At 65.0% G+C, this 22810-nt stretch carries 24 protein-coding genes; 14 read left to right on the top strand and 10 right to left on the bottom strand.

Annotation, left to right across the window (positions count from 1 at the left end):
- The first annotated feature begins 4 nt into the window (after positions 1-4).
- The 4 genes from ACUY2Y_RS04400 to ACUY2Y_RS04415 all read left to right on the top strand — a co-directional run bounded on the left by ACUY2Y_RS04400 (position 5) and on the right by ACUY2Y_RS04415 (position 1975).
- Positions 5-367, top strand: a complete 363-nt coding sequence (locus tag ACUY2Y_RS04400; RefSeq protein WP_210574721.1) for a F0F1 ATP synthase subunit epsilon — start codon at positions 5-7, stop codon at positions 365-367.
- A gap of 116 nt (positions 368-483) precedes the next feature.
- On the top strand, positions 484-951 hold the full coding sequence (locus ACUY2Y_RS04405) for a DUF2550 domain-containing protein (RefSeq protein ID WP_448324968.1): 468 nt from the start codon (positions 484-486) through the stop codon (positions 949-951).
- A gap of 53 nt (positions 952-1004) precedes the next feature.
- Positions 1005-1697 carry an endonuclease NucS gene (gene nucS / locus ACUY2Y_RS04410; RefSeq protein ID WP_448324969.1) on the top strand — a complete coding sequence of 231 codons (693 nt, stop codon included), beginning with the start codon at positions 1005-1007 and terminating at the stop codon, positions 1695-1697.
- Between the two features lie 2 nt (positions 1698-1699).
- Complete coding sequence (locus tag ACUY2Y_RS04415; protein WP_246875110.1) at positions 1700-1975, top strand: hypothetical protein; 276 nt, start codon at positions 1700-1702, stop codon at positions 1973-1975.
- On the opposite strand, the gene ACUY2Y_RS04420 is transcribed toward ACUY2Y_RS04415, so the two are convergent.
- The 3 genes from ACUY2Y_RS04420 to ACUY2Y_RS04430 all read right to left on the bottom strand — a co-directional run bounded on the left by ACUY2Y_RS04420 (position 1972) and on the right by ACUY2Y_RS04430 (position 7515).
- The gene (locus ACUY2Y_RS04420) at positions 1972-3072 is read right to left on the bottom strand and encodes an HNH endonuclease signature motif containing protein (protein ID WP_448324970.1); all 1101 of its coding nucleotides are present in this window, start codon (positions 3070-3072) and stop codon (positions 1972-1974) included. The two genes, ACUY2Y_RS04415 and ACUY2Y_RS04420, sit on opposite strands and share 4 nt — an antisense overlap.
- Positions 3073-3224: 152 nt before the next feature.
- On the bottom strand, positions 3225-5441 hold the full coding sequence (glgB, locus tag ACUY2Y_RS04425; protein ID WP_448324971.1) for a 1,4-alpha-glucan branching protein GlgB: 2217 nt from the start codon (positions 5439-5441) through the stop codon (positions 3225-3227).
- A 46-nt stretch (positions 5442-5487) separates the two neighbouring features.
- A complete protein-coding gene (locus tag ACUY2Y_RS04430) occupies positions 5488-7515 on the bottom strand; it encodes a maltotransferase domain-containing protein (RefSeq protein WP_448325025.1) in 2028 nt (675 codons plus the stop codon).
- Positions 7516-7646: 131 nt separating this feature from the next.
- Here ACUY2Y_RS04430 and ACUY2Y_RS04435 point away from each other — a divergent pair, with 131 nt between their 5' ends.
- The 7 genes from ACUY2Y_RS04435 to ACUY2Y_RS04465 are packed head-to-tail and all read left to right on the top strand — an operon-like array spanning position 7647 to position 14617.
- Complete coding sequence (locus tag ACUY2Y_RS04435) at positions 7647-8498, top strand: ABC transporter ATP-binding protein (protein ID WP_210574730.1); 852 nt, start codon at positions 7647-7649, stop codon at positions 8496-8498.
- Between the two features lie 14 nt (positions 8499-8512).
- Complete coding sequence (locus tag ACUY2Y_RS04440) at positions 8513-9340, top strand: NUDIX hydrolase (protein ID WP_448324972.1); 828 nt, start codon at positions 8513-8515, stop codon at positions 9338-9340.
- Complete coding sequence (locus ACUY2Y_RS04445; RefSeq protein ID WP_448324973.1) at positions 9330-10556, top strand: THUMP-like domain-containing protein; 1227 nt, start codon at positions 9330-9332, stop codon at positions 10554-10556. The genes ACUY2Y_RS04440 and ACUY2Y_RS04445 overlap by 11 nt, the downstream gene beginning before the upstream one ends.
- A 40-nt stretch (positions 10557-10596) precedes the next feature.
- On the top strand, positions 10597-11388 hold the full coding sequence (locus ACUY2Y_RS04450) for an electron transfer flavoprotein subunit beta/FixA family protein (protein ID WP_448324974.1): 792 nt from the start codon (positions 10597-10599) through the stop codon (positions 11386-11388).
- 14 nt (positions 11389-11402) lie between these two features.
- Entirely contained in the window at positions 11403-12350 is a 948-nt protein-coding gene (locus tag ACUY2Y_RS04455; protein ID WP_448324975.1) for an electron transfer flavoprotein subunit alpha/FixB family protein, read from the top strand.
- Positions 12347-13492 carry a cysteine desulfurase family protein gene (locus ACUY2Y_RS04460; RefSeq protein ID WP_448324976.1) on the top strand — a complete coding sequence of 382 codons (1146 nt, stop codon included), beginning with the start codon at positions 12347-12349 and terminating at the stop codon, positions 13490-13492. Before ACUY2Y_RS04455 ends, ACUY2Y_RS04460 begins: the two co-directional genes overlap by 4 nt.
- A gap of 51 nt (positions 13493-13543) precedes the next feature.
- Complete coding sequence (locus ACUY2Y_RS04465) at positions 13544-14617, top strand: glycoside hydrolase family 25 protein (RefSeq protein WP_448324977.1); 1074 nt, start codon at positions 13544-13546, stop codon at positions 14615-14617.
- Positions 14618-14620: 3 nt separating this feature from the next.
- On the opposite strand, the gene ACUY2Y_RS04470 is transcribed toward ACUY2Y_RS04465, so the two are convergent.
- The 6 genes from ACUY2Y_RS04470 to ACUY2Y_RS04495 all read right to left on the bottom strand — a co-directional run bounded on the left by ACUY2Y_RS04470 (position 14621) and on the right by ACUY2Y_RS04495 (position 19741).
- Entirely contained in the window at positions 14621-15415 is a 795-nt protein-coding gene (locus ACUY2Y_RS04470; protein ID WP_448324978.1) for a spermidine synthase, read from the bottom strand.
- A gap of 11 nt (positions 15416-15426) precedes the next feature.
- Positions 15427-16176, bottom strand: a complete 750-nt coding sequence (locus ACUY2Y_RS04475; RefSeq protein ID WP_448324979.1) for an ABC transporter permease — start codon at positions 16174-16176, stop codon at positions 15427-15429.
- Between the two features lie 4 nt (positions 16177-16180).
- Complete coding sequence (locus ACUY2Y_RS04480; protein ID WP_448324980.1) at positions 16181-16927, bottom strand: ABC transporter permease; 747 nt, start codon at positions 16925-16927, stop codon at positions 16181-16183.
- Positions 16924-17841, bottom strand: a complete 918-nt coding sequence (locus ACUY2Y_RS04485) for an ABC transporter ATP-binding protein (RefSeq protein WP_448324981.1) — start codon at positions 17839-17841, stop codon at positions 16924-16926. Before ACUY2Y_RS04485 ends, ACUY2Y_RS04480 begins: the two co-directional genes overlap by 4 nt.
- 83 nt (positions 17842-17924) lie before the next feature.
- The gene (locus ACUY2Y_RS04490; RefSeq protein WP_448324982.1) at positions 17925-18611 is read right to left on the bottom strand and encodes a response regulator; all 687 of its coding nucleotides are present in this window, start codon (positions 18609-18611) and stop codon (positions 17925-17927) included.
- Positions 18608-19741 (bottom strand): sensor histidine kinase, encoded by a 1134-nt coding sequence (locus ACUY2Y_RS04495; protein ID WP_448324983.1) that lies wholly within the window; start codon positions 19739-19741, stop codon positions 18608-18610. Before ACUY2Y_RS04495 ends, ACUY2Y_RS04490 begins: the two co-directional genes overlap by 4 nt.
- Positions 19742-19848: 107 nt before the next feature.
- On the opposite strand from ACUY2Y_RS04495, the gene mnmA reads away from it, so the two are divergent.
- Positions 19849-20943, top strand: a complete 1095-nt coding sequence (mnmA, locus tag ACUY2Y_RS04500; RefSeq protein WP_448324984.1) for a tRNA 2-thiouridine(34) synthase MnmA — start codon at positions 19849-19851, stop codon at positions 20941-20943.
- Positions 20944-20972: 29 nt separating this feature from the next.
- Here the strand turns inward: mnmA and ACUY2Y_RS04505 are convergent, their stop codons facing one another.
- Positions 20973-21344, bottom strand: coding sequence for a PH domain-containing protein (locus ACUY2Y_RS04505; protein ID WP_210572239.1), 372 nt, complete (start codon positions 21342-21344; stop codon positions 20973-20975).
- A 50-nt stretch (positions 21345-21394) separates the two neighbouring features.
- On the opposite strand from ACUY2Y_RS04505, the gene ACUY2Y_RS04510 reads away from it, so the two are divergent.
- On the top strand, positions 21395-22291 hold the full coding sequence (locus ACUY2Y_RS04510) for a methionine synthase (RefSeq protein ID WP_448325026.1): 897 nt from the start codon (positions 21395-21397) through the stop codon (positions 22289-22291).
- 67 nt (positions 22292-22358) lie between these two features.
- Positions 22359-22757: a hypothetical protein gene (locus tag ACUY2Y_RS04515; RefSeq protein WP_210572237.1), complete on the top strand. Its 399-nt coding sequence runs from the start codon at positions 22359-22361 to the stop codon at positions 22755-22757.
- The last annotated feature ends 53 nt before the right edge of the window (positions 22758-22810 follow it).

Here is a 22810-nt window from a genome sequence, read left to right on the forward strand (position 1 = left end):
GCTCATGGCTGAAATCACCGCGCACCTCGTTTCGGTTGAGCGCATGTTGTGGTCTGGCGAGGCGAAGGTTGTCACCGCCCAGACCTCCGAAGGTGAGATCGGCGTGCTGCCCGGCCACGAGCCGTTCTTGGGCCAGCTCAAGGAAAACGGTGTCGTGACCATCACCCCGGTCGACGGCGACAAGGTTGTCGCGGCCGTCCAGGGTGGGTTCGTCTCGGTGACTGGCAATAAGGTCACCATTTTGGCGGACTACGCGATCTTCGCCGATGAGGTCGATGCCAACGGTGCGTTCGACGAGGAGGATCCGACGTCGAAGGCTCGTCACGACGCAGAGCAAGCAGCTTTGCGACGTAGCGGCAACGCCTAGTTCTCCCTTTCCGCCCGGACTGAGCCCATTGGCTTGGTCCGGGCGGTTTCTTTTCTCGGGGGGTACAACTTTCGACGGTTCAGAGATGATGGGTCTTGTCATTAAACTGGACCCTTATGAAGCTTCTCGGGTTCCTCTTCGGCGCAGTGCTAGTGGTGCTGCTCGCCGGCGCGTTGTGGAGGTTCCTGACGGTTCGGAATAACGGCACACCGGCGTTGCTGCGCAAGCTCCCAGCGACGGGCACGCATGGGTGGCGCCACGGTATTGCTGTATATACCGGCGAAACAATGCGCTTTTTCAAGCTGCGCTCGCTGTCTTTTTCGGCGGATATGGAGCTGAATCGTTCCACGCTCTCGATTGACGGCAATAGACAGGCCACTGAGACCGAACGGCATTTCATGCCCGGGGTCGAGGTGGTCGTTTTGTTTTCTTCGGCGAGCGAGAAATTTGAGTTCGCGACGGACCGCCATGCGGGCATGGCGTTGGTGTCGTGGGTGGAGTCTGCCCCGGACAGGCGGCAGGTGCGCACGGACATGAATAGGCTCCACAATCGCGCGTTCAGGTCGAGCCTGGGCAATCTCTAGCCGAAGGGGGCCGTGGGATGCGCGGCGCGTCGTCGGCGCTAGGGTAGGGGACTATGCGTCTTGTTATCGCCCGTTGTTCGGTGGACTATGTCGGCCGCCTGGATGCGCACTTGCCTCTCGCGGACCGTCTGATCATGGTCAAGGCAGACGGCTCGTTGTCGGTGCATGCGGATGACCGAGCCTATAAGCCGCTGAACTGGATGACCCCTCCGTGCACGATCGTGGAAGAACCGATCGTAGACGTCGACGGGGACGAGACCGGTGCGCAGCTGTGGGTCGTGGAGAACCCGAAGGGTGAGCAGCTGCGCGTCACCGTCGAGGAGATCCATTCGGATGTCACCTACGACCTCGGCGTCGACCCGGGGTTGATCAAGGACGGCGTGGAATCCCATCTGCAGGAGCTCTTGGCGGAGCACATCACGGTGCTAGGCGAGGGGTACACGCTCGTGCGCCGCGAATACTCGACGCCGCTGGGCCCGGTAGATATCATGGCGAAAGACCCTAACGGCACGGCGATCGCAGTCGAGGTGAAACGTCGCGGCAATATCGACGGCGTGGAGCAGCTCACGCGTTACGTGGAAATGCTCAGCCGCGACTCACTGCTCGGCGATGTCAAAGGCGTATTCGCTGCCCAGGAGATCAAGCCGCAGGCAAGAACGCTCGCTGAAGACCGCGGAATCAGGTGTGTCACCCTCGATTACGATGAGTTGCGCGGCATTGAGAGCAACGAGTTGCGGTTGTTTTAGAGATGCCGCGGAGGAATCGTCGATACGCGCCGAAAACGCGTCCTTTACCGCGCGACGGCGGGTCGTATTACGGCACGCGCGAGGAGGTCGGCCCGCACGGGGACATCTATTTAGTCCGTCACATGGGGTCGGCCTCGGCGCAGAAGTACTACGTGTGTCCGCGGTGCAACCAGAACATTCCGCCTGGGGTGTCACATATCGTGGCGTGGCCGCGGGACACCGGCGGCAGGGGCGACGATCGAAGGCACTGGCATAGGCACTGCTGGGAGCGTCGTTAAGCGAACAGCGTGTGCATCGCGCCGTGCGTGTTGGGCACGATGCGGCCGCGCGGCGAGCGCCAGGTGGGCGTGCCCGCGACGTTCACGATGCGCCCGCGTTTGTTGCGCCCCGGGTCGTCGTCGTTGACGCGGTTGTGGTAGCGGCACAGCGGCGCGAGGTTGGCGATGTTGGTCTCGCCGCCGTGCTTCCACGCGGTGATGTGGTGAATTTCGCACGCGTCGGCGCTGTGACGGCAGTCGGGCACGGGGCACGCGGGGCTCGTTGCCCGCGCGAGGACTCGCTGTTTCTCATTCGCTAATCGACGCCCGCGGTACAGGTTCACCGCCCCTTCCTCCGGGTGGAACGTGGCCGCCTCGAGGTAGTTTTCCGCTGTCGCGTAATGCTGGTTGAGAAATTCCGCGCCGGTCATCGACGTGCCGTCCGTGAGCTGCAATATCGTCTCGTCGCCCGTGCCTTGGTGGATTTTCACCCAGTCAGGCAGCGGGATGAGCAGCAGCGGACGCGGAACCGCGTACGGGACTCCGTGCGTGCGCTCTTCCGGCGGACTACCTTCCGCGTGATAACCGCGCATGAGCCGCAGGAAATTCTCGAGCATCTGCGGTGCGACGGGCTTGGAGGTGTCCACACCGGTCATGAGCGCGTGTTCGAGGTCCGACATGTCACGATCGCTGGCGGTGACCGTCATGGTGCGGCAGCCTGCCTTGGAGCGGGTGAACGTGACCTGTTTGCGCGGGGGCTTTTCTGTGCCGGGGACGATCTTCCTGGCGAGGCGCGCGAGAGCCTTGTAGTTCCCAGTCGCGTCGAGAAGCATGAGGCGCAACTTGGTGCGTGTGCGGTTCGACGCGACCTTCTTGATGCGCCGCTCGATGAGCACGAGCTGGTCGAGCGAGAAACCCTTCCGTTGGGCTTTTTCGCGCGCGATGCGTTGTTTTTGGCGTGACGATGTTTTCCCGAAGTAGACCGCGTGCAGTCCTTCCCACTCTCTGACGCGGTTCGGGTCCATTCCCGCGTCGAGCGCTAATTGCTTATCGAAGTCCGCGAGGACGTCTATCGCCGCCCCCGACATTGTCTGGATCAGTGTTCTAAATAGGTTCATGCCTCGAACGCTAGCGGCCCGCCGAGGCCGAGTAAAGCGCTAAATGCGCACTATAATGCGCATTTTCATGGAACCTTGCACGCCGTTGTGGTGCCGAAGTGACACCTGCCGGGCCCTGCGCCCCACGTGTCTGATGGGGCGCTGCCTGGGGGCTAGCGGAGGCGGTAGAACTGCGCGCTCATCGCCGGCAGGTGGAACGACGCGGACTGCTCGAAGGAGTCCCAGGGGTGGGGGTCGGTGGAGACGGCGTCGTTAAGCGGTTCGCCCGCGCCGTTGTAGCGCGCGTCGTCGGTGTTGAGGATCAGCTCCCACTCGCCGGCGCGCGGCAGCCCCAGGCGGTAATCGGGGTGGGACGCACCGGACAGGTTGATGACGGCGAGAACCGGCGTCCCGTCCGCGCCCCACCGGATGTAGGCGAGGATATTGTGCTGCGAATCGTCGCCCTTGATCCACTGGAAGCCCATCGGGGTGTTGTCCTGGCTGTACAGGGCGGGCGTGTCGCGGTACAGGTGGTTCAAATCGCGCACGAGGGTGCGGATGCCGTGGTGGTACTCGCTGTCCCAGCCCTCGAGGTCGTCCCAGTTAATGGAGCCGGCCTCAGCCCACTCGGTGGTCTGTCCGAATTCGCAGCCCATGAACATGAGCTGCTTGCCGGGGTGGGAGAACATGTACGCGTACAGGTTGCGCACGCCGGCGGCCTTGTTCCAGGCGTCGCCGGGCATGCGCTCCCACAGGGACCCCTTGCCGTGGACGACTTCGTCGTGGCTGAACGGCAGAACGTAGCGCTCGGAGAAGGCGTACACGAGGGAGAACGTGATCTCGTGGTGGTGGTAGGAGCGGTGGATGGGGTCGAGGGCGAAGTATTCGAGGGTGTCGTTCATCCAGCCCATGTTCCACTTCAGGGAGAACCCGAGGCCGTCGGCGGAGGTCTGGGCGGTCACGCCCGGCCACGCGGTGGATTCCTCGGCGATGGTGAGCACGCCCGGGTGGGTGCGGTGCACGGTGCCGTTGACTTCCTGGAGGAATTGGACGGCGTCGAGGTTCTCGCGGCCGCCGAATTGGTTCGGCAGCCATTCGCCGGGGTTGCGGGAGTAGTCGAGGTAGAGCATGGAGGCGACGGCGTCGACGCGGATGCCGTCCAGGTGGTACTCCTCGAACCAGTACAAGGCGTTGGCGACGAGGAAGTTGCGCACTTCGTTGCGGCCGAAGTCGAAGACGTAGGTGCCCCAGTCTTTTTGTTCGCCGCGGCGCCAGTCGGGGTGCTCGTAGAGGGCGGTGCCGTCGAAACGCGCGAGTGCCCATTCATCTTTGGGGAAGTGCGCGGGGACCCAGTCGACGATCACGCCGATGCCAGCGTTGTGGAGCGTATCGACGAGATACTTGAAGTCCTCCGGCGATCCCCACCGCGCAGTGGGAGCGTAGTAGCCGGAGACTTGGTAGCCCCAGGAGCCGCCAAAGGGGTGCTCGGCAACGGGGAGGAATTCGACGTGCGTGTAGCCATGCTCGACGAGGTAGGGGACGAGCTCGCGGGCGAGTTCACGGTAGCCGTACCCGACGCGCCACGAGCCGATGTGGACCTCGTAGACGCTCATGGGGGCGTTCGTCGCGTCGGTGCCAGGGCGTGCGGCCATCCACTCATGGTCGGTCCACGCGTACTCGTCGACGCCGGCGACCACGGAGACGGTTTCCGGGGGAGTCTTGGTTTGCTTCGCCAAAGGATCCGCCTTATCGACGGCCCGTCCATCCGCCCCCTGCACCGTGAACTTGTACTCGGTACCAGGTGTGATGCCGGGGATGAAGATCTCCCAGATGCCCGTGGAACCGAGGGTGCGCATCGGGTACTGGTTCGGGTTCCAGTTGCAGAATTCGCCGATGACGGCGACACCTTGCGCATTCGGCGCCCACACCGCGAACGACGTGCCTTTCACCTCGCCCATGGATGTGTTGTAGGTGTGCTGGTTCGCACCGAGGACCTCCCACAGGCGCTCGTGGCGGCCCTCACCGATGAGGTGGAGGTCGAAGGAGCTCAAGGTGGGGAGGAAGTGGTACGGGTCCGCGATGATGACGGGTGGGGCATCCGGGTAGGTGACCTGGAAGCGGTAGTCCGGTGCGAGGTCGTCGTCGAGAGGCAGGACCCAGATATCGTCGCCGATCGGGGTCATGGGCTTGCCCTGGTTGTGAATCAGCGCCTCCACGTGGGTCGCGCCGAGCAGACGCGTGCGGATCACAGAGCCTGTCGACGTGGCGTGCCACCCATAGAAATCATGAGGCGCGTGGTGCTTGCACTCGAGGAGTCGGCGCCGGTCCTCATCAGGGATGTAGTGCGCCGGTTCCAGCTGTGCAGGGGTGTCGTCGTAGCCGGAGGTCATGGGGTTCCTTATAAATGGTCGGTCGATATCCGTTCGAAGGAATATCTTACGGGCGATAGTCCTCGTCGGGGATGTGGCGGAAGGCGAGGCGGGTGCGGGCGGGTTCGTCGATAAGCGGAAGGCGGAAGATGTGCGCGACGTTGTCGACGGGGCTCAAGCGGACGTAATTGCGCATGGTCCACTCGTAGTCGGCGCCGGAGATCTCGTCGTGGACGGGGAAGCTCGCGCCGGGCGCAAGTCCGAGGGCGTCCATGTTGAGCGTGACTGTGGCCTCTTGTGTGTATGTCGGGTCGAGGTTGATCACGGCAAGGACGCTGTCGCCGGTCGCGGCGTCGAATTTGGAGAAGACGAGGATGTTGTCGTTGTCCGCGTCGTGGAAGTGCAGGTTACGCAGCTGCTGGAACGCCGGGTGCTCGCGGCGGATGGTGTTGAGCCGCGTGATGTACGGTTCCAGCGAATCGCCGCGCTCGAGTGCCGCTTGGAAGTCGCGGGGACGCAGCTCGTACTTCTCGGAGTTGAGGTATTCCTCGCTACCGGGCGCGACAGGCTCGTGCTCGTAGAGTTCGAAACCGGAGTACATGCCCCACAGCGGACTCAGCGTTGCCGCGAGCGTAGCGCGGATCGCGAAAGCCGCGCGGTTACCCGTCTGGATGAACGCGTGGAGGATATCCGGGGTGTTGACCCAGAACGACGGGCGCGAGATGTCGACGAACCGCACGGCCTGCTCGGTGAAGCCCGTGAGTTCCTTCTTGGTCGTCTTCCACGGGAAGTAGGTGTAGGACTGCGAGAACCCGGCCTTGGCCAAGCCGAGCAGGCGCGGCGGGCGGGTGAAGGCCTCCGCGAGGAAGATCACGTCGGGGTGCGTCTTGTGGACCTTGTTGATGATCCAGTGCCAGAAATCCACCGGCTTGGTGTGCGGGTTGTCGACGCGGAAGGTCGTAATCCCCAGCTTCACCCACACCATGAGCGCGCGGTAGATCTCTTTGTAGATCCCGTCGGCGTCGTTGTCGAAGTTGATGGGGTAGATGTCCTGGTACTTCTTCGGCGGGTTCTCGGCGTAGGCGATGGTGCCGTCGGCGAGCACGGTGAAGAATTCCGGGTGCTTTACCGCCCACGGGTGGTCAGGCGCGGCCTGGAGAGCGAAGTCGAGGGCGACTTCGAGGCCGAGCTCCTTTGCGCGGGCGAGCAGCTTCTTCAAGTCCTTCTCGGTGCCGAGCTCCGGGTGGATCGCGTCGTGGCCGCCATCTTTCGAACCGATGGCCCACGGCGAGCCGACGTCTCCCTCTTCGGCGACGAGGGTGTTGTTGGGGCCCTTGCGGTTCTTGTCGCCAATGGGGTGAATGGGCGGGAAGTAGACCGTGTCGAAGCCCATCGCGGCAACGCGCGGCAGGGCGTCCATGGTGGTTGCGAACGTGCCGTGGACGGGGTGGCCGTCGGCGTCCCAGCCGCCGGTGGAGCGCGGAAAGAGCTCGTACCAGGAGCTGAACAGCGCCTTTTTGCGCTCCACGAGGATCTGGCAGGTCGGACCTTCGGTGACGAGGTCGCGGACAGGGCGCCCGGCGAGCACCTCCGCGACCGACGGGTCGAGTGCCGGTTCGAGGCGTTCGCGCAGTGGGGCGTCGGACTCGAGGGCGTCGGCGGCGTTCAGCAACTGGCTGCTGCCGGCGGCGTGGGCACCAGCCTCGGAGGCGGCGCGGCGCAGCAGCTCGGCACCGTGGGACAGGTCGTTGGCCATCTCGGCGGCGGACTGGCCGGCCGCGGACTTCTTGGTCACGGCGTTGCGCCAGGTGGCCATCGGGTCGGACCAAGCCTCGACGCGGAAGGTCCACAGACCAGTCGTGTCAGGAGTGATCACGGCGTGACAGTAATCGGGGCGGTCGGCTTCCGGGGTCATGGGCACGGAGTATTCGTGCCCCTCCGGGTCCGTCACGACGACAGTGGCAGCGATCGCATCGTGTCCCTCGCGCCACACCAGCGCGGAAATAGGTACGACCTCGCCGACGACAGCCTTGGTAGGCAGAGCACCGTCGGCGGTGCGGGGTCGGACGTCGTCGATTCCAAGTCGGCCGATCACTGGGCTCACGTCGATTCACCTCGTCCAATTGACGTTGCAGGGGGCTTAAAGGGTGCACGGGCACGCCTTCTGACTCCCAGAGTAGCGAAGTGGCCATGTCAGTCGGCCGTCGTGAAGCAAAATGCGTCACAATGGAAAGCGTGACTGACCGAACTGCTGAAATTGAACCGACTAACCCTGATTTGCTGCTGGACTTCCGCGGCGTGGAGTTCCGCCGCGGCGGGAACACGCTGGTGGGACCCATTGACTGGCAGGTGGAGCTGGATGAGCGGTGGGTCGTGATCGGCCCGAACGGCGCCGGCAAGACGTCTCTGATCCGCATGGCCGCGGCGCAGGAATTCCCGTCCGCCGGGACGGCGTTCGTCCTGGGCGAGCAGATCGGCAAGACCGACATGCGCGATCTGCGCGCGGTGATCGGCATGACCACCTCGGAGCTGGCTACCCGCGTGCCGGTCGACGAGCGCGTCGAAGACCTGGTGCTCTCCGGCGGCTACGCGGTCGTGGGCCGCTGGCGCGAGGAGTACGAGGAGCAGGACTACGAGCAGGTGCACGACGCGCTCGACCAGGTCGGCGGATTCCACCTGCTGGGCCGCCGCTGGGGCACGCTGTCGGACGGCGAGAAGAAGCGCGTGCTCATTGCCCGCGCAATCATGGTCAACCCGGAGCTGCTCATCATGGACGAGCCCGGCGCGGGACTCGACCTCGGCGGCCGTGAGGACCTCGTCGCGTACTTGGGTGATCTCGCGCTCGACCCGGATGCGCCGGCGATCGTCATGATCACGCACCACGTCGAGGAGATCCCGTTCGGCTTCACCCACGCGCTGCTGCTCGACGAAGGCGATGTCGTCGCCCAGGGCCTCATCGACGACGTGCTCACCAGTGAGAACCTCACCAAGGCGTACCACCAGCCGATCAAACTCACGAAGGAAGACGACCGCTTCTTCGCGCGGAGGGAGCGGCGGGGTGGGGCGCACCGTCGATAAGCGGAGGTGAAACTGTGCCCACGCGCGACGAAGAGGACATGCTGGGGATCAACTACGGGCGCCTCGCGGCGACCGTGATCCTCGTGCGCGACGGCGCTCACGGCCTCGAGGTGTGGATGCAGGAGCGCGTGCTCACGATGCGCAATTACCCGGGGATGACCGTGTTTCCGGGCGGCGGCGTGGACATCCGCGATTTTCCGCCGACGAGGGAGGACGCGAAAGAGCTGTGGTCGGGCCGTTCCGCGTCGGATCTCGCGAAGCAGCTCGACGTGAAGCCACGCCAGGCGCACGCGCTCATGTTCGCCGCCGTGCGCGAGCTCTTCGAGGAAACAGGCACGCTTTTGCTTGTCGACGACACCGGCGCCCTTCTAAGCGACGCCCGCCCCTTCCACCGCGAGCGCAAACGCCTGGAAAGCCACGAGCTGTCGCTCACGGAGCTGCTCGAAGAAACCGGGCTGGATGTCGATGCGACCCTGCTCAAACCGTCCGGCCGCTGGGTGGGCAAATCGGAGAAAGGCCAGTGGTTCGACACATTCTCGTTCGTCGCGGAGCTGCCCGCCGGACAAGCACCCGACGTCACCACAGGCGAGGCCAGCGACGCCAACTGGTTTCCGCCGAGCTTGCTTATCGACGGCTGGCGCCAAGGCCTCGTCCGCTTCGCTCCCTCCACGTGGGCGCAGGTGTACGACATGGCTGAATTCGCCTCTGTCGCCGAGGTCATGTCGCATGTGAAGGGCTTAGAGATCAACGCCATCGTCGGCGATCCGGTGGAGATCGAGCGCTACTCTGAACTTTTCGACCGCCAGCCCGTCAACCGGATGGGAAAGAAATTTGAGCTTTAGCCCCGCAGAAATCCGTTTTCTGTCTGCCCACCGCGACGACATCGCCCGCGTCGCAGCCTCCGGTGAGGTGGCACTGACCAAGAAATCCGCGATCGCCGACCGCACTGTGCTGTCCAAGCTTTTCGACGATCAAGCCCGCGCCGTGATGGAGCTCCTCCAGGCACGGCAAACGCTCGCCCCCAAGCTTGCAGGACCTGCCGCGGACTGGATGGCCGACAGCGATTCAGCCCAGCAGGCCACCCCGTTCGCGGTGTCGCAGGTCCGCGCCGGGCGCATCGCCGCGGCGGGAGCGTCACTGGTACATGATGTGACGTGCTCGATCGGCACGGAGGCGCCCGCTGTGACTGCGGCGGGCATGGACTGGCTCGGCACGGACCTCGATTATTCGCGGCTGCTGATGGCCCGGGAGAACATAGGCGGTGGTGCTGCAGCTGGGCGCGCGTGGGTCGCACAGGCAGATGCGCTGGCACCCGTGACCACACCGGCGAGCAGCCCCGGGCCCCGGATCCGGGCGTGCTCAGGCACGGGGTCGCGGCCGGGGCGTGTCATCGTGGCCGACCCTGCGCGCCGGGCGGACGGACGGCGCATCACCGACCCAGCAAAGCTCATCCCGCCGCTGCCGGACCTCATCGCGGCGTACCCCGGTGCGGCCATGGCCATTAAATGCGCCCCGGGGATCGACTACTCGGACTGGCACGGCTTGGTCAGCGTCGTCAGCGTGGACGGGGGAGTCAAAGAGGCGTGCCTGTACACACCTGATCTCGCGGATCCGGGGCACACGCGCGAAGCAGTGGTCATCCGGGAGAGCTTCACGGAGAGGGTGGAGGACTGTGGGGATGGGGTGGACGTCGATAAGCCGAAAAGCTCCATCGTTGAACCGGATGGTGCGGTGATCCGCGCGGGGCTCGTTCAGCAGTGGGCCGCGCGGCACAAGCTTGCGATGCTGGACCCGCACATCGCGTTTCTCACCGGCGAGCGGGTGCCGGACGGGTATTCCGGATTTCCATTCATCGAGGCGGTGCCGTTGAAGAAGCTGCGGCCCGCGCTACAAGCGCATGGCGCGGGCTCGCTGGAGATCCTCGTGCGCGGTGTCGACATCGACCCCGACCAGCTGCGCGCCAAGCTGAAACTCAAAGGCGACCGGCCGATGGCGGTGGCGATCGCGCGTATCGGCGACCACGCGACAGCGTTCATTTGCGGCGCTCGCGTGCGCTAGGCTCGTGTGAGCGAAACTGACAGATGGAAGGTGAAAATTCATGCCCACCATTGCTGTGCTGGTGAAAAACGTGCCGGACACGTGGTCGACGAAGTCGCTCGAGGCGGATAACACGCTCGACCGCGCAAATGCCGACAACGTCATCGACGAGATCAACGAGTACGCCGTCGAGGCGGCGCTGCGCCTGCGCGATGCGGGCGACTACCGCGTCGTGGCCGTCACGATGGGGCCCGAGGGGTGCGAGGAAGCGCTGCGCAAGGCCCTTGCGATGGGTGCGGACGATGCGATTTCGCTTATCGACGACACCCTCGCCGGCTCCGACGCCATCTCCACCGCGTGGGCCCTTCACAATGTCCTGAACACCATCGACGACCTGGCGCTGGTCGTGGCCGGTAACCAGTCGTCCGACGGCGGCACCGGCACGGTGGCGGGGCTGTTGGCGGAATACCGCCAGGTTCCGGCTGTGACGCAGGCGCACAACCTGCGCATCGAGGGCGGCGAGATCTTGGCCACGCGCGAAGACGAGCGCGGCACGTGGGAGCTCGCGGCGCCCTTGCCTGCCGTTGTCGCTGTGACCGAGCAGTCCGATAAGCCGCGCTTCCCGAATTTCAAGGGCATGAAGGCCGCCAAGAAGCACGAGATCACGCGTTTGACCATCGCTGATATCGGCGTCGATGCCGGCCAGGTCGGCCTGGGCAATTCCGCGACGAATGTGACCCACGCGACCGAGGTGCCGCCGCGCACCGCCGGCGAGCTGCTGGAAGGCCCGGCTGACGACATCGCCGCCCAGGTCGTCGAGCAGCTGTCCGCCCGCAACCTTCTCAATAACTAAGGAGCCGATCCGACATGCACGTTTATGTACTGGCAGAACACACCGGCTCTGAGCTGAGCCCGATCACCGGTGAGCTGATCACTGCGGCGCGGGGACTGGGGGTGGTCTCGGCGGTGGTCGTCGGTGCGCCTGGCGATGCGGAAGCGCTCGCACCGTCGCTGGCGGCGTTGGGTGCCGCTCAGGTGATCGATGCGTCCGCAGAGGACTACAGCGAGCGCCTGATTCTTCCAGAGGTCGACGCCCTGCAGGCGCTCGGAGCAGCGAACCCGGCTCCGATCGTCATCGCCGCGACCGTGACAGGCAACGAGATCGCCGGCCGCCTCGCTGCGCGCCTCGGCTCCGGCGTGCTGACGAATGTCGTGGGCATCGAGGATAACCGCGCCGCCCACCACGAGATCTTCGGCGGTAGCTACACCACCACCGCGATCGCGGGTGGCGAGTGCCCGATCTACACCCTGCGCCCCGGCTCCGTGAAGGCTGAGCCGCAGGAAGCTGCGGGCGAGCTCGCGCCGATGCCTCTGCCGGCGGCGACCGAGCGCGACGTGCGCGTTGCGTCGTTCACGCCGAAGGTGCGCGCTGACCGTCCCGAGCTGACTCAGGCAGCCACCGTCGTGTCCGGCGGCCGCGGTGTCGGTTCGGAAGACGGCTACAAGGAGTACGTCGAAGCTCTTGCCGACGTCCTGGACGCCGCCACCGGCTCCACCCGCGACATCGTCGACCTGGGGTGGGCCTCACCTGAGACCCAGGTCGGCCAGACCGGCGCGACTGTGTCTCCGGAACTGTACATCGCGCTCGGCATTTCCGGCGCAATCCAGCACACCTCGGGCATGCAGACCTCCGGCACCATCGTCGCTGTCAACCAGGACCGCGACGAGCCGATCTTCTCCATCGCCGACATCGGTGTTGTCGCCGACATCGAAGAATTCGTGCCCGAGCTGATCAAGGCACTCAAGAACCGGTGACGGTAAGCGCGCCCCGCTATTTCGACCACGCGGCGACCACCCCGATGCGGCAGATCGCCGTCGACACGTGGGCCGAGCATGCGCATTTGCTCAACCCCGGCGGGCAATACGCGTCTGGGCGCGCCGCCAACGCAGTGCTAGCTCAGGCGCGCGAGACCGTCGCGGAGATCCTCGGGGCTGATCCCGTCGAGGTGATCTTCACGGCCTCCGGCACTGAGGCGGACAATGTGGCGCTCCGAGGTTTTGCGGATGACCCGGGCGCGCGCGTTATCTCGACGCCGATCGAGCACCCCGCCGTCCGCGAGACCGTCGCGGATGTAGAAAAGCGCGGGGCGGACGTGCAGATGCTGCCAGTCGGCGAGGACGGGGTCGTCGACGTCACGGATGTGCTCGACGATCCGGCAGCTGTCGCGACGTGCATGTGGGCCAATAACGAGACCGGTGCGATCCAGCCGATCGCCGACATCGTCGCAAGGGCACATGCCGCGGGCACGCCTGTCCACGTGGACGCGGTCCAGGTCGTCGGGCACCTGCCGGTCGATTTCCACGCGCTCGGCGCGACGACGCTCGCGGCCAGCGCCCACAAATTCGGTGGTCCGCGCGGGGCGGGAATCCTGCTGGCGAAGCGTTCCCCAGCGCCGTCGCCCGTGCTGACGGGCGGAGGACAGCAGCGCGGGATCCGGCCGGGGACGGTCGACGTAGCGACAGCTGCCGCGACGGCAGCCGCGCTGAAAGAAGCCGCCGGCGAAATGGACGCGGAGGCAGCACGGCTGGCGACGCTTCGCGACGAACTCGTGCATGCCGCGATCGCCACGATCCCGGATGCGCATGCGACGGTACTCGGCCGCGAAGGCGTGCAGGTGCTTCCGGGGCACGCCCACCTGATCTTCCCGGGAGCCAATGGCGACGCGATGATCATGCTGCTGGACAGCCAGGGTATCGAGGCGTCGACGGGCTCGGCGTGCAATAACGGGGTCAACCAGCGCAGCCACGTTCTCGAAGCGATGGGGCTGCCGGACGATTACGCAGATGGAGCTCTCCGGTTCACACTCGGGAGGACGACGACGGAAGAGGATGTGCAGTTTCTCCTCGACAGGCTGCCGGAGGTGATCAGGAAGGCGCGGGACGTCGCAAAGCTGTGAATTGTGTGTCGCGTGTGGTTTGTGTGACGAATGTGAGTTAAGGTGCGTGCTATGACTCGTTCTTTGCGTCCTGCAGCCCTTATCGCATCCGCGGCCATTGCCTTCGGCAGCATCATGGCCGCTGGTTCCGTCAACGCCGATAGCCGTGCCGACTGGGTCAACGGCGTCGACGTTTCCCACCACCAAGACACCGGCGGCAACGCCATCGAATGGAATTCGGTGCGCGGCGACAACCACCGCTTCGCCATCATCAAAGCCACTGAAGGCACCGACTACACCGACGATGCCTACGCGAAATTCGCGCAAGGCGCTCTCGATGCGGGCATGACCGTCGGCGCGTACCACTACGCGCGCCCGGCCAACGACCCTGTGGCGCAGGCGAATAACTTCGCCAACGTGCTCAACACCGGCCCGGCGACGACCCTGCCGCCGGTGCTCGACCTCGAGGTCGACGAAGGACTGAGCCCCGAGCAGCTGCGCGACTGGACGCGCACGTTCCTCACTGAGCTCGAGAATAAGACGGGCCGTCGCCCGATGGTGTACACCTACCGCTACTTCTGGCTCGAGCAGATGGGCAACACCGGCGAGTTTGCGGACTACCCGCTGTGGCTCGCCGCGTACCAGAACAAGGCGCCGGGCCCAGTCGGCGGTTGGGACAAGGTCGATATCTGGCAGCGTTCGGAATCGGGGCGCGTTGCGGGCATTAACACGCCTGTCGATTTGAACCTCTTCAACGGCAACCAGGGCCAGTGGGTGCGGTTTGTCGCCGGCGACCACAACGCCACCGGCGGTCTGCTCGAGCAGCTGCAGGACAAGGACATCGACAGCGGCATCGCCGATTCCCTCGCCGTCCTCGAGCAGTCCAACTCGGCGCTCGCCGCGGCGATCCTCGGCCTGGCATCTGGCGCACTCTCGCCGCAGCACGTCGAGGGCGCGGCACAGACCTTCGGCTTCGATGCTGGCGACGCCCAGAACATCGCGGACACCGCGCGCCGCCAGGTCGAAAACGGCACGCTGCCCGTCGATGACCTCAACAACATGATGGTCGGCAACGACTACTCCGTCGGCGACCTGCTCATCCTGCTCGACAACGCGAATAAGCAGGGCGCTGGGTCGAGCGAGTAGGAACTAAGCGTCAGCGTCGTGGCGCGGCGTGGCGGATGCAGCCATGGCGCGAGCCCACGCATCGTCTTTGAAGTGCGCGGGCACCCCACCCCCGAGCAACCTGCGGGTCAGCTCGGGGGTTTCGAGTATCTCGGACTGCGAGCCGAGCAAGATGATGTTGCCGTAGCGGCGCCCCTTGAGCATCGGCGGGTCGGCAATGACGGCGAGGTGGGGGAAGACTTGTGCCATGCCGGCGAGCTCTTCGCGGGCCTCGGTCAGGTCGCCACGGGAACCGCAGTTCGCGACATACAGGCCGTCTGACGAGAGGGAGCGGAGGCAGGAGTGGTAGAAGGGGAGCGTCGTCAAGCTGCGCGGCGTTGTCGCTGATTCGAAGACGTCGCGGATGATCACATCGCGCGATGCGTCCACGAAGCCGTCGGTGACCTCGCGCGCGTCGCCCACGCGGATTTTGACGAGCGGGGAGCGCGGGATATCGAATTTCTCGCGCGCGAGCTGCGCCAAGTCCATGTCCCATTCGACGACCGTGTTGCGCGAATGCGGCCACACGTGTGCGAAATAGCGCGGCAGCGAGCACCCCGCGCCCCCGAGGTGCGTCAGGCGGGGCTTCTCCCACGAACGCGTCTCCTCGATCGCGGCTGCGATCCAGCGCATGTACGAGAAATCGAGCCGCTCCGGCTCACCCGGCACGATGTGCGAGCTGGGCACGCCGTTGACCATGAGGAGCATCGACCCGTCTGGTTCGTGGATGATCTCCGCGATGCCGGTGTCGATCTCGAAAGTCTCGCTTTTCTGGGCCATAACCGCCGAGACTACAGACGCGCGTCCGTCGCCCGGAGATAGGCCGTGGCGGAGAGCCATCCGGCCAGAGCGAGGAGAGCAGAGGCGACAGCGACTTGGACGACCGTCGCCGCGCTGATCGCGCCGGCGTCTGCGACTGCGCTGCTGCCCAGCCACAGGGTGTCGCTGAGCAGCCCCGGCGGCAGGACGAAGCGGGCGAACGTCGCGCCGGAGGCAAGGGCGCCGAAGGAAATGATGCTGGCCACGAGGGCGATGGCGACGGGGCCCGCGAAATTGCGGATCACCATTGACAGGAAGGACTGCCACGCGGCCACAGCGGTGGCGGGCAGCAGCGACAGAAACGCGACCGCGATGAACGAGCCGGGCGGGGTGCCTGGCACACCGAGTACGAGTCCGATCACGACGGCCAGGACGACGAGGACGGTCTGCATCGCCGCGGCCGAGATCGTGATGGCGGCGATCTTCGAGGCGGTCAGGCCGCCCGCCGAGCGGGTGGAGGTGAGCAGGGAGTGCCAGTTGTGGCCGCGGTGCTCGACGCGCCAGGCGGCGGAGGCGATGATCGCGATGCCTGCGGTCATGAAGATCATTCCGTAGAAGAGCATGATCTGGGAGAGGTAGCTGGTCCAACCGGCCTCAAGTTGGCCTTGGTTGCCGAAGTAGTTGCCGGCCCCCATCGCCACCGCGATGAGCGGAACGAGGGTGAGCACAGCCCACATATGCGACCGGCGGAATTTCAGAAGGTCGTTGCGCAGAAGATCCATGGTTCTAGAGTTCCTTCCGGTCGAGCATGCGGGTTGCAGCGAGAAAGACTGCGGCGGCCGCGAGGATGAAGACGCCCCACGCGAGCCAGTGCGGAGCAGTCGGCACGATGCCTGTGTCGGCGAAGGTGAACGGGGTGAGCATCGCGAAGTAGCCGAACGGGTTGATGGCGGCCAACCACGTCGGCGAGAGCAGTGCGGCAATGCCGAGGAATCCGCCGACAACGCCGATCGCGAGGACGACGATCTGCGAATCGGTCACCGCAGCCAGCCACAGCATCACAGCGAGCAGGGCAAGCGAGGTTCCGAGCGCGCCGAGTCCGAAAAGCGCCCAGGTAGCCAGCATCTCGGAGCTTGGAGTTGGGGCGCCCAGGAGAAGAGGCAATGCGAGGACCGCGGCGAATTCGACGAGCTTGAGTACGGCCACGAGCACCGCCGCCACCACGAATTTGCGCACGATCAACGTGCCCGGCGGCACCCCGGCGATGGCGTTGAGGCGCCACCCGCCGCTCACGTTCTCCGTGTCCGCCACGCGGCTGGCGATGATCGCCAATTGCAGCGGCGACAAAAACGCCAGGGCTATGCAGAAGCCGACAATGTGGCCGGCCCAGTTCGTCCCGGGGTCCGCGTGGAAATCGTCAATGCGGCCCCCGGCGAAGAGATTCATGCCGGCGAACAGGACAATGCCCGCGGACAGCAGGAATCCGAGCAGCACCACCTTGGTGCGGCGTAGCTTTGCGATCTCGACGATCATGCGCTCAGACCCTCCCGTCCCGTCAGTCCGATGAAGATCTCCTCGAGGCTGCGGCGCTTGCGCACCACCTGGTGCAGAGGAACGCCGTGGCTGACCAGGTGGGCGCAGACATCGGCGACCTGGGCGTCGCTCAGCCCGGGCAGCTCAACTCCGCCATCCACAGCAACGGGGCGCAGGGCGGCCAGCAGCGAGGCGGCGGTGTCCGCAGATGGGGTTTGGATGAATAGGTCGGGGAGTTGGGCGTCGTAAAGCTGTTGCTGCGAGCCCTGGAAGATGAGCGTGCCGCGGTCGATGATGGTCAGATTCGAGGCCATTTTCTCGATTTCGGAGAGCAGGTGGCTAGACACCAGCACCGTGCGGCCTTCATCGCGGGCGAGGCTGACGATGAGCGCGCGGATTTCCTCGATGCCGGCGGGGTCGAGGCCGTTGGTGGGCTCGTCGAGAATGAGCAGCTGCGGGTCGCGGGCGAGCGCCATCGCGATGCCGAGGCGTTGCTTCATGCCGAGCGAGTAGTTCTTGACCAGCTTGTCCATGTGGCCGCTCAGGCGCACGAGCTCGATGGCGCGTTGCGCATTGGCTTCCGAGGCGCCGAAGAGCCGCGACGCGATTGTCATGTTCTCGCCGCCGGTGAGGTGCGGGTACGCGGACGGCGCCTCGATGAGCGAGCCGACGCCGGCGAGCACCTCGGACCGGTTCGTACGGTTCATGGGCCGCCCGAGCATGTTGATCTCGCCGCTGGTGGGCGTGACCAGCCCCAGCAGCATCTTCATGGTGGTCGACTTGCCCGAGCCGTTCGGACCGAGCAGCCCGTGCACGGTACCGGGCTTCACGTCCAAGCCGAGGTTGTTGACGACGGTCGTGCCGCCGTAGTTCTTCGTCAGACCTTCTGTCCTGATGATCGATGATGTCTCCATGCCCTCAAGGTTCCCGCACAACCAGCAGGTTCCGCGTCGGCGCGGGGCATGATTTCCGCCGTCCTACCCGGGTATGACGCCCGTTATGAATCCAGTAGGTCCGCGCGCGCGACGAGCCCAGTCCGGTACGCGAACAGCGCGGCATGGACGCGGTCGCGCGAGTGCGTTTTGGCGAGCACACGCCCGACGTGCGTCTTCACAGTCGGCATCGAGATGAACATCCGCTCGGCGATCTCCGTGTTCGTCCAGCCACGGCCGACGGCGACAAGGATCTCGGTTTCGCGCTCGGTCAACTCGTCCAATGCGAGACGGTCGGCGGGCGACAGCGGAACATCGGCCTCAGCAGAAGAAGAGCTGAGCTTATCGACGATCCGTTTCGTCGCCCGCGGCGAAATCACCGCATCGCCTGCTGCTGTGGTGCGGATCCCACTTAGGAGTGTGTCCGGTTCGGCGTCTTTGAGCAGGAATCCGCTCGCCCCCGCGGACAATGCCCCCATGACGTAGCCCTCATCGTCGAATGTGGTCAGGATGATCACCTTCGCGCCGGGGAAACGCTGCGAGAACTGGCGTGTGGTCACAATGCCGTCGAGCACCGGCATCTGAATATCCATGAGGACAATATCGACGGGGTCCGCGGACATTGCCTCCAAGGCTTCCTCACCGTTGGCGGCGAGCCAGCTCACGGACAAATCCGGCTGGGAGTCGATGACAGCGCGGATGCCGTGGAGGAAGAGCAGCTGGTCGTCGACGAGACCGATGGAAAAGGTCATGGTTCGACTCTATCTGTACGCTGCAGGGGCAAGCGAGCTTCGGTGACCCACGTGCGGTCGTGGGAGGGGGAGGAGGTAAGTGAGCCGTCGATAAGCGATGCTCGCTCGCGCATGCCGCGCAGACCGTGACCGTGCTGGTGAGCGGGCTCGTGCGTGAAACCGTTTTCGAGGCGGAGCGCGACCTCGTCGGGGCGCCACGACACAGTGAGCTGCGCGGTGCCGTCGCCGTGCTTCATCGCGTTGGTGAGCGCTTCCTGCACGATGCGGTGGATGGTCAGCGTCGTGCCGGGGTCGAGTGGGGGCGGTGCGCCGTCGACGCTGTAGTCGATGTCGAGTCCGCCCGCGCGGCTGGTGGCGACGAGACTGTCGATGTCGAGCGCCGGAACAAGCGGCTCGACTGGGCGCTGCTCCCCGCCGCGCAGCAGGCCCACGACGCCACGCATTTGGCGCAGTGATTCGCGGCCGACCGAGCTGATCGTGCGCAGCGCGTCGTCGGGCGAGGCGCCGTAGCGTGCGCCGTCGGCCTGAGCCACGATGACGGTGAGCGAATGCGTCACGATGTCGTGGATCTCGCGGGCAAGATGCGCCCGCTGCTCTGCTGCTTCGCGCTCGAATTCCTCGCGCTGGCGCTCGAGCTGGATCTGGACTTCCTTCGCCGCCGCTTCCTCCGCGCGGCGCCGCAGCTCGCCGACGAGGAAGGCAACGGTGAGCAACGTGACGCTCCACGCGATGTATTGCGCGCGTTCCGCGAGAGGCAGGGAGCGCAAGGCCGGGGCGATGAACTTCGTCGCTGCGATGCCTCCCGCAAGGAGCGCGGCGGCCGCGACATAGCGCGCGGGTGCGGGAAGGTGGCGCGCGACGATATAGGCAGTGAACATCGCCACACCGATCGTCCCGGTCGGCAGGCTTTCTGCGAATGCGCAGGCTGCGAGCACCGCGACGCACGCCCCGATGGTCGCCCACGTCCAGCGCCGGCGGGTAAATGGCGCGGCGACCGCGCACGCGATGAGCGCCGCGTCGAGCACGCCGAACCTAGCAGCGAGCGGGCTGATGAGGCACATCGCCGCGAGCGCGAGCGCCAGTGCGACGTCCCGGGGTCGGACGGGCGCGGCCTTCACGTGATTGGTCATGGTTCGACAGCGTAATTTCCGGGGCACGGCGGTGTCGTCGTACCCAGGTACCACTTTGCGCGCCGGGCATTTTTCGTCCTGCGGTGACGCGACTACACTCACGCCACGTGCGAGTTTTGGCAGCAATGAGTGGCGGCGTCGATTCCTCTGTGGCGGCGGCGCGGCTTGTCGATGCCGGACACGACGTCGTTGGCGTTCACCTCGCCTTGAGCAAGGACGCGCAGCAGACCCGTGAATCCGCGCGCGGCTGCTGTTCGATCGAGGATTCCGCTGACGCGCGCCGCGTGTGCGACAAGCTGGGCATTCCGTTCTACGTGTGGGATTTCTCGGACCGCTTCAAAGAAGACGTCATTGACGATTTCGTGGACAGTTACGCGCGCGGCGAGACCCCCAATCCGTGTCTGCGCTGCAACGAGAAAATCAAGTTCGCGGCCCTGCTCGAGCGCGCGGTCACCCTCGGCTTCGACGCAATCGCGACAGGGCACTACGCGCTTATCGACGACGCCGGCAACCTCCGCCGCTCCACCGATGCCAATAAAGACCAGTCTTATGTGCTCGGCGTGATGACCCGCGACGAGCTGGACCGCTGCATTTTCCCGGTCGGCGATACCGAGAAGCCGCAGATCCGTGAGGAAGCCGCCGCCTATGGTTTCTCCACCGCGTCCAAACCTGATTCCTACGACATCTGCTTCATCCCGGACGGCAACACCCAGGCGTTTTTGGGCAAGTCCATCGGCATGCGCCCCGGCATGATCGTCGACCAGGACGGCGCGGAACTCAAGGAGCACGACGGTGCGTTCCAATACACGATCGGGCAGCGCAAGGGTCTGAATATCCGCGTGCCCGCCGCCGACGGCAAGCCGCGCTATGTCACCGATATCGACTCTGAAACCGGCACCGTCACCGTCGGACCGCGCGCCGCCCTCGACGTGACCACCATCCACGCCGACCGCCTCAAGGTGCTTCACCCTTCGATGGAGGGGGAATTCGACGCCAACGTGCAGATCCGCGCCCACGGTGGTGTCGTGCCGTGCCGCGCGCACGTCGATGTAGATGCCGACACCATGACCTTGGCTCTCACCGAGCCTCTTTCCGGCGTCGCGCGCGGCCAGGCCGCCGTGCTTTACCTGCCGGACCCGGACGGGCACGGCGATATCGTGCTGGGTTCCGGCACGATCTGCGGGACGGAGTCTGCTAGTTAGTGAAAGGCAGTTACGGAAGAGTCGAGGCCCTAAGCGCTCAAAACGCAGCTCGCGATGAGCCGGTCGATTGCCCGGATATCGATTCCCTTGGAGAGATTGATTTTGATGTGACCAGCTCTGGTCCACATTTCTAATTCGGCATTCCAGTCGAGCATCTTTCCTGCATTTTCAGTCGACCACATTGTTACGTTCTTGAAGGGGATGGAGTACATCTCGACTTTCTTGCCCGACAGGCCTTGTGAATCTCTCACAATAAGCCGTTTGTTTGTGAAGATTGCCGAGTCACGTACTGTTTTGAACGCCTGAAGTGGTTGCTCGCCAGGGGCCATCAACTCATGTACATCGTTCGGAATCGGGCAGGGAGAAATGAATGTCCACCCGGAGAATTGTTCAAGTGCCATGGGGAGCATATTAACCGGGCACCGTAATCTATAGACTCTTTCGTGTGAATATGCCTCCGGTTTCGCGCCGCGAAATGACAGCCTTCGGGCTCGGCTCGCTTCCCGGCACCGACTTCGCTCAAGCGGCAGACGTTGTGCTCTCGGAATCGCCGACGCCGCACATCCCGCAGCTTCCTGCACGCGGTGTCGGATCTGATGCGGTCGGCCGCACCGCGGCGCTGTTGCCACTGAACCTGGACATCGGGCCACGGTCGTGGCGGGTCACGCGGCGTCCGCAAATCGCAACCATGCGCGCACGCGACCAATTCGAAAGAGATCTCGACGCGCTCGAGGAGCTGTGGGCCGGCAAGGTCACTGAACTCAAAGTTCAGCTCGTCGGGCCGTGGACACTCGCCGCCCAATTGGAGATGGGCAACGGCCACCGCATGATCACCGACCGCGGCGCGACACGGGATATCGCCGATGCGCTGCTACACGGGGTGGAGGAGCATAGGGGAGACGTCGAAAAGCGTTTCGGCGTGCGCACGCTCCTGCAGCTCGACGAGCCGATGCTCGGGCGTGTTCGGTGCGGCGCGGTGACAGGCGCGACCGACTACGAGGAGATTCCCGCGGTGCCGGACGAGCGCGTACTGGACGTGCTCGGGCGTTTCGGCGAGCACCTGCTCAACAGCCCGGAGCCGTTGTGTGGCGCGGATTGGTTCACCGTCGATCTGGCAGGCGACGTGGACCTCGACGGGTTGGCCGGCGCGCTCGACCGCGGCGCCCGGATCGCGGTGCCGGTGATGGAGCCGCGCGAGGTCTTTCGTATCTTCGACCGACTGCAGATCGACCCGGCGGAAACCGCGATCGACGTGTATGCGGAACCCGGGCGCACGCTGATCGCGACCGCCGCGAACTACCGCGCGGCGGCGGACATGGCTGAAGCCATCGCGCCCACGCCTCATTAGCTATGGGGTTGGACACATAAGCTTTCGTAATAGGTCCCTTATCATTCGAAAGTTCTAAAATGGAGGCATGGGCAGCAACGAGTTGAAATGGGAGATGAAAGAGGAGGACTGGACTCTTGGCCTCGGGACGGCGCTCAGTTTCATGGTCGTTTTCGGACTGCTTTTCGACGATTACGTGATCGCACTCGTTATCGGTCTCGCCTTGGGTGTCGTGTTGATTCCGTTTGGTGAGAAGCACTCCGTCGCCATCAATGATGGAACGCTGACCTACGATGCCGGTGACGGCGAGAGCAAGGTTCCCGTTTCAAAGCTGGCCGCACTCCACCAAGAGCCGAAAGCCGATGTGCTCGTGCTCGAGTTCGTCAACGGCGCGAAGGTCGCGATCGATACCGGCGGCGATGAAGCTGGCGTCGCCGAGTTCGTCGAGCAGGTGCACAACACACCCGAGCTCAGCCACATCGGCTAACACTGAGTGCGCGATGGCCTATCCGCCCCGGACACGGAGGGCATGGGTTCAGA

Source organism: Corynebacterium sp. 20-84 (genome assembly GCF_053479455.1).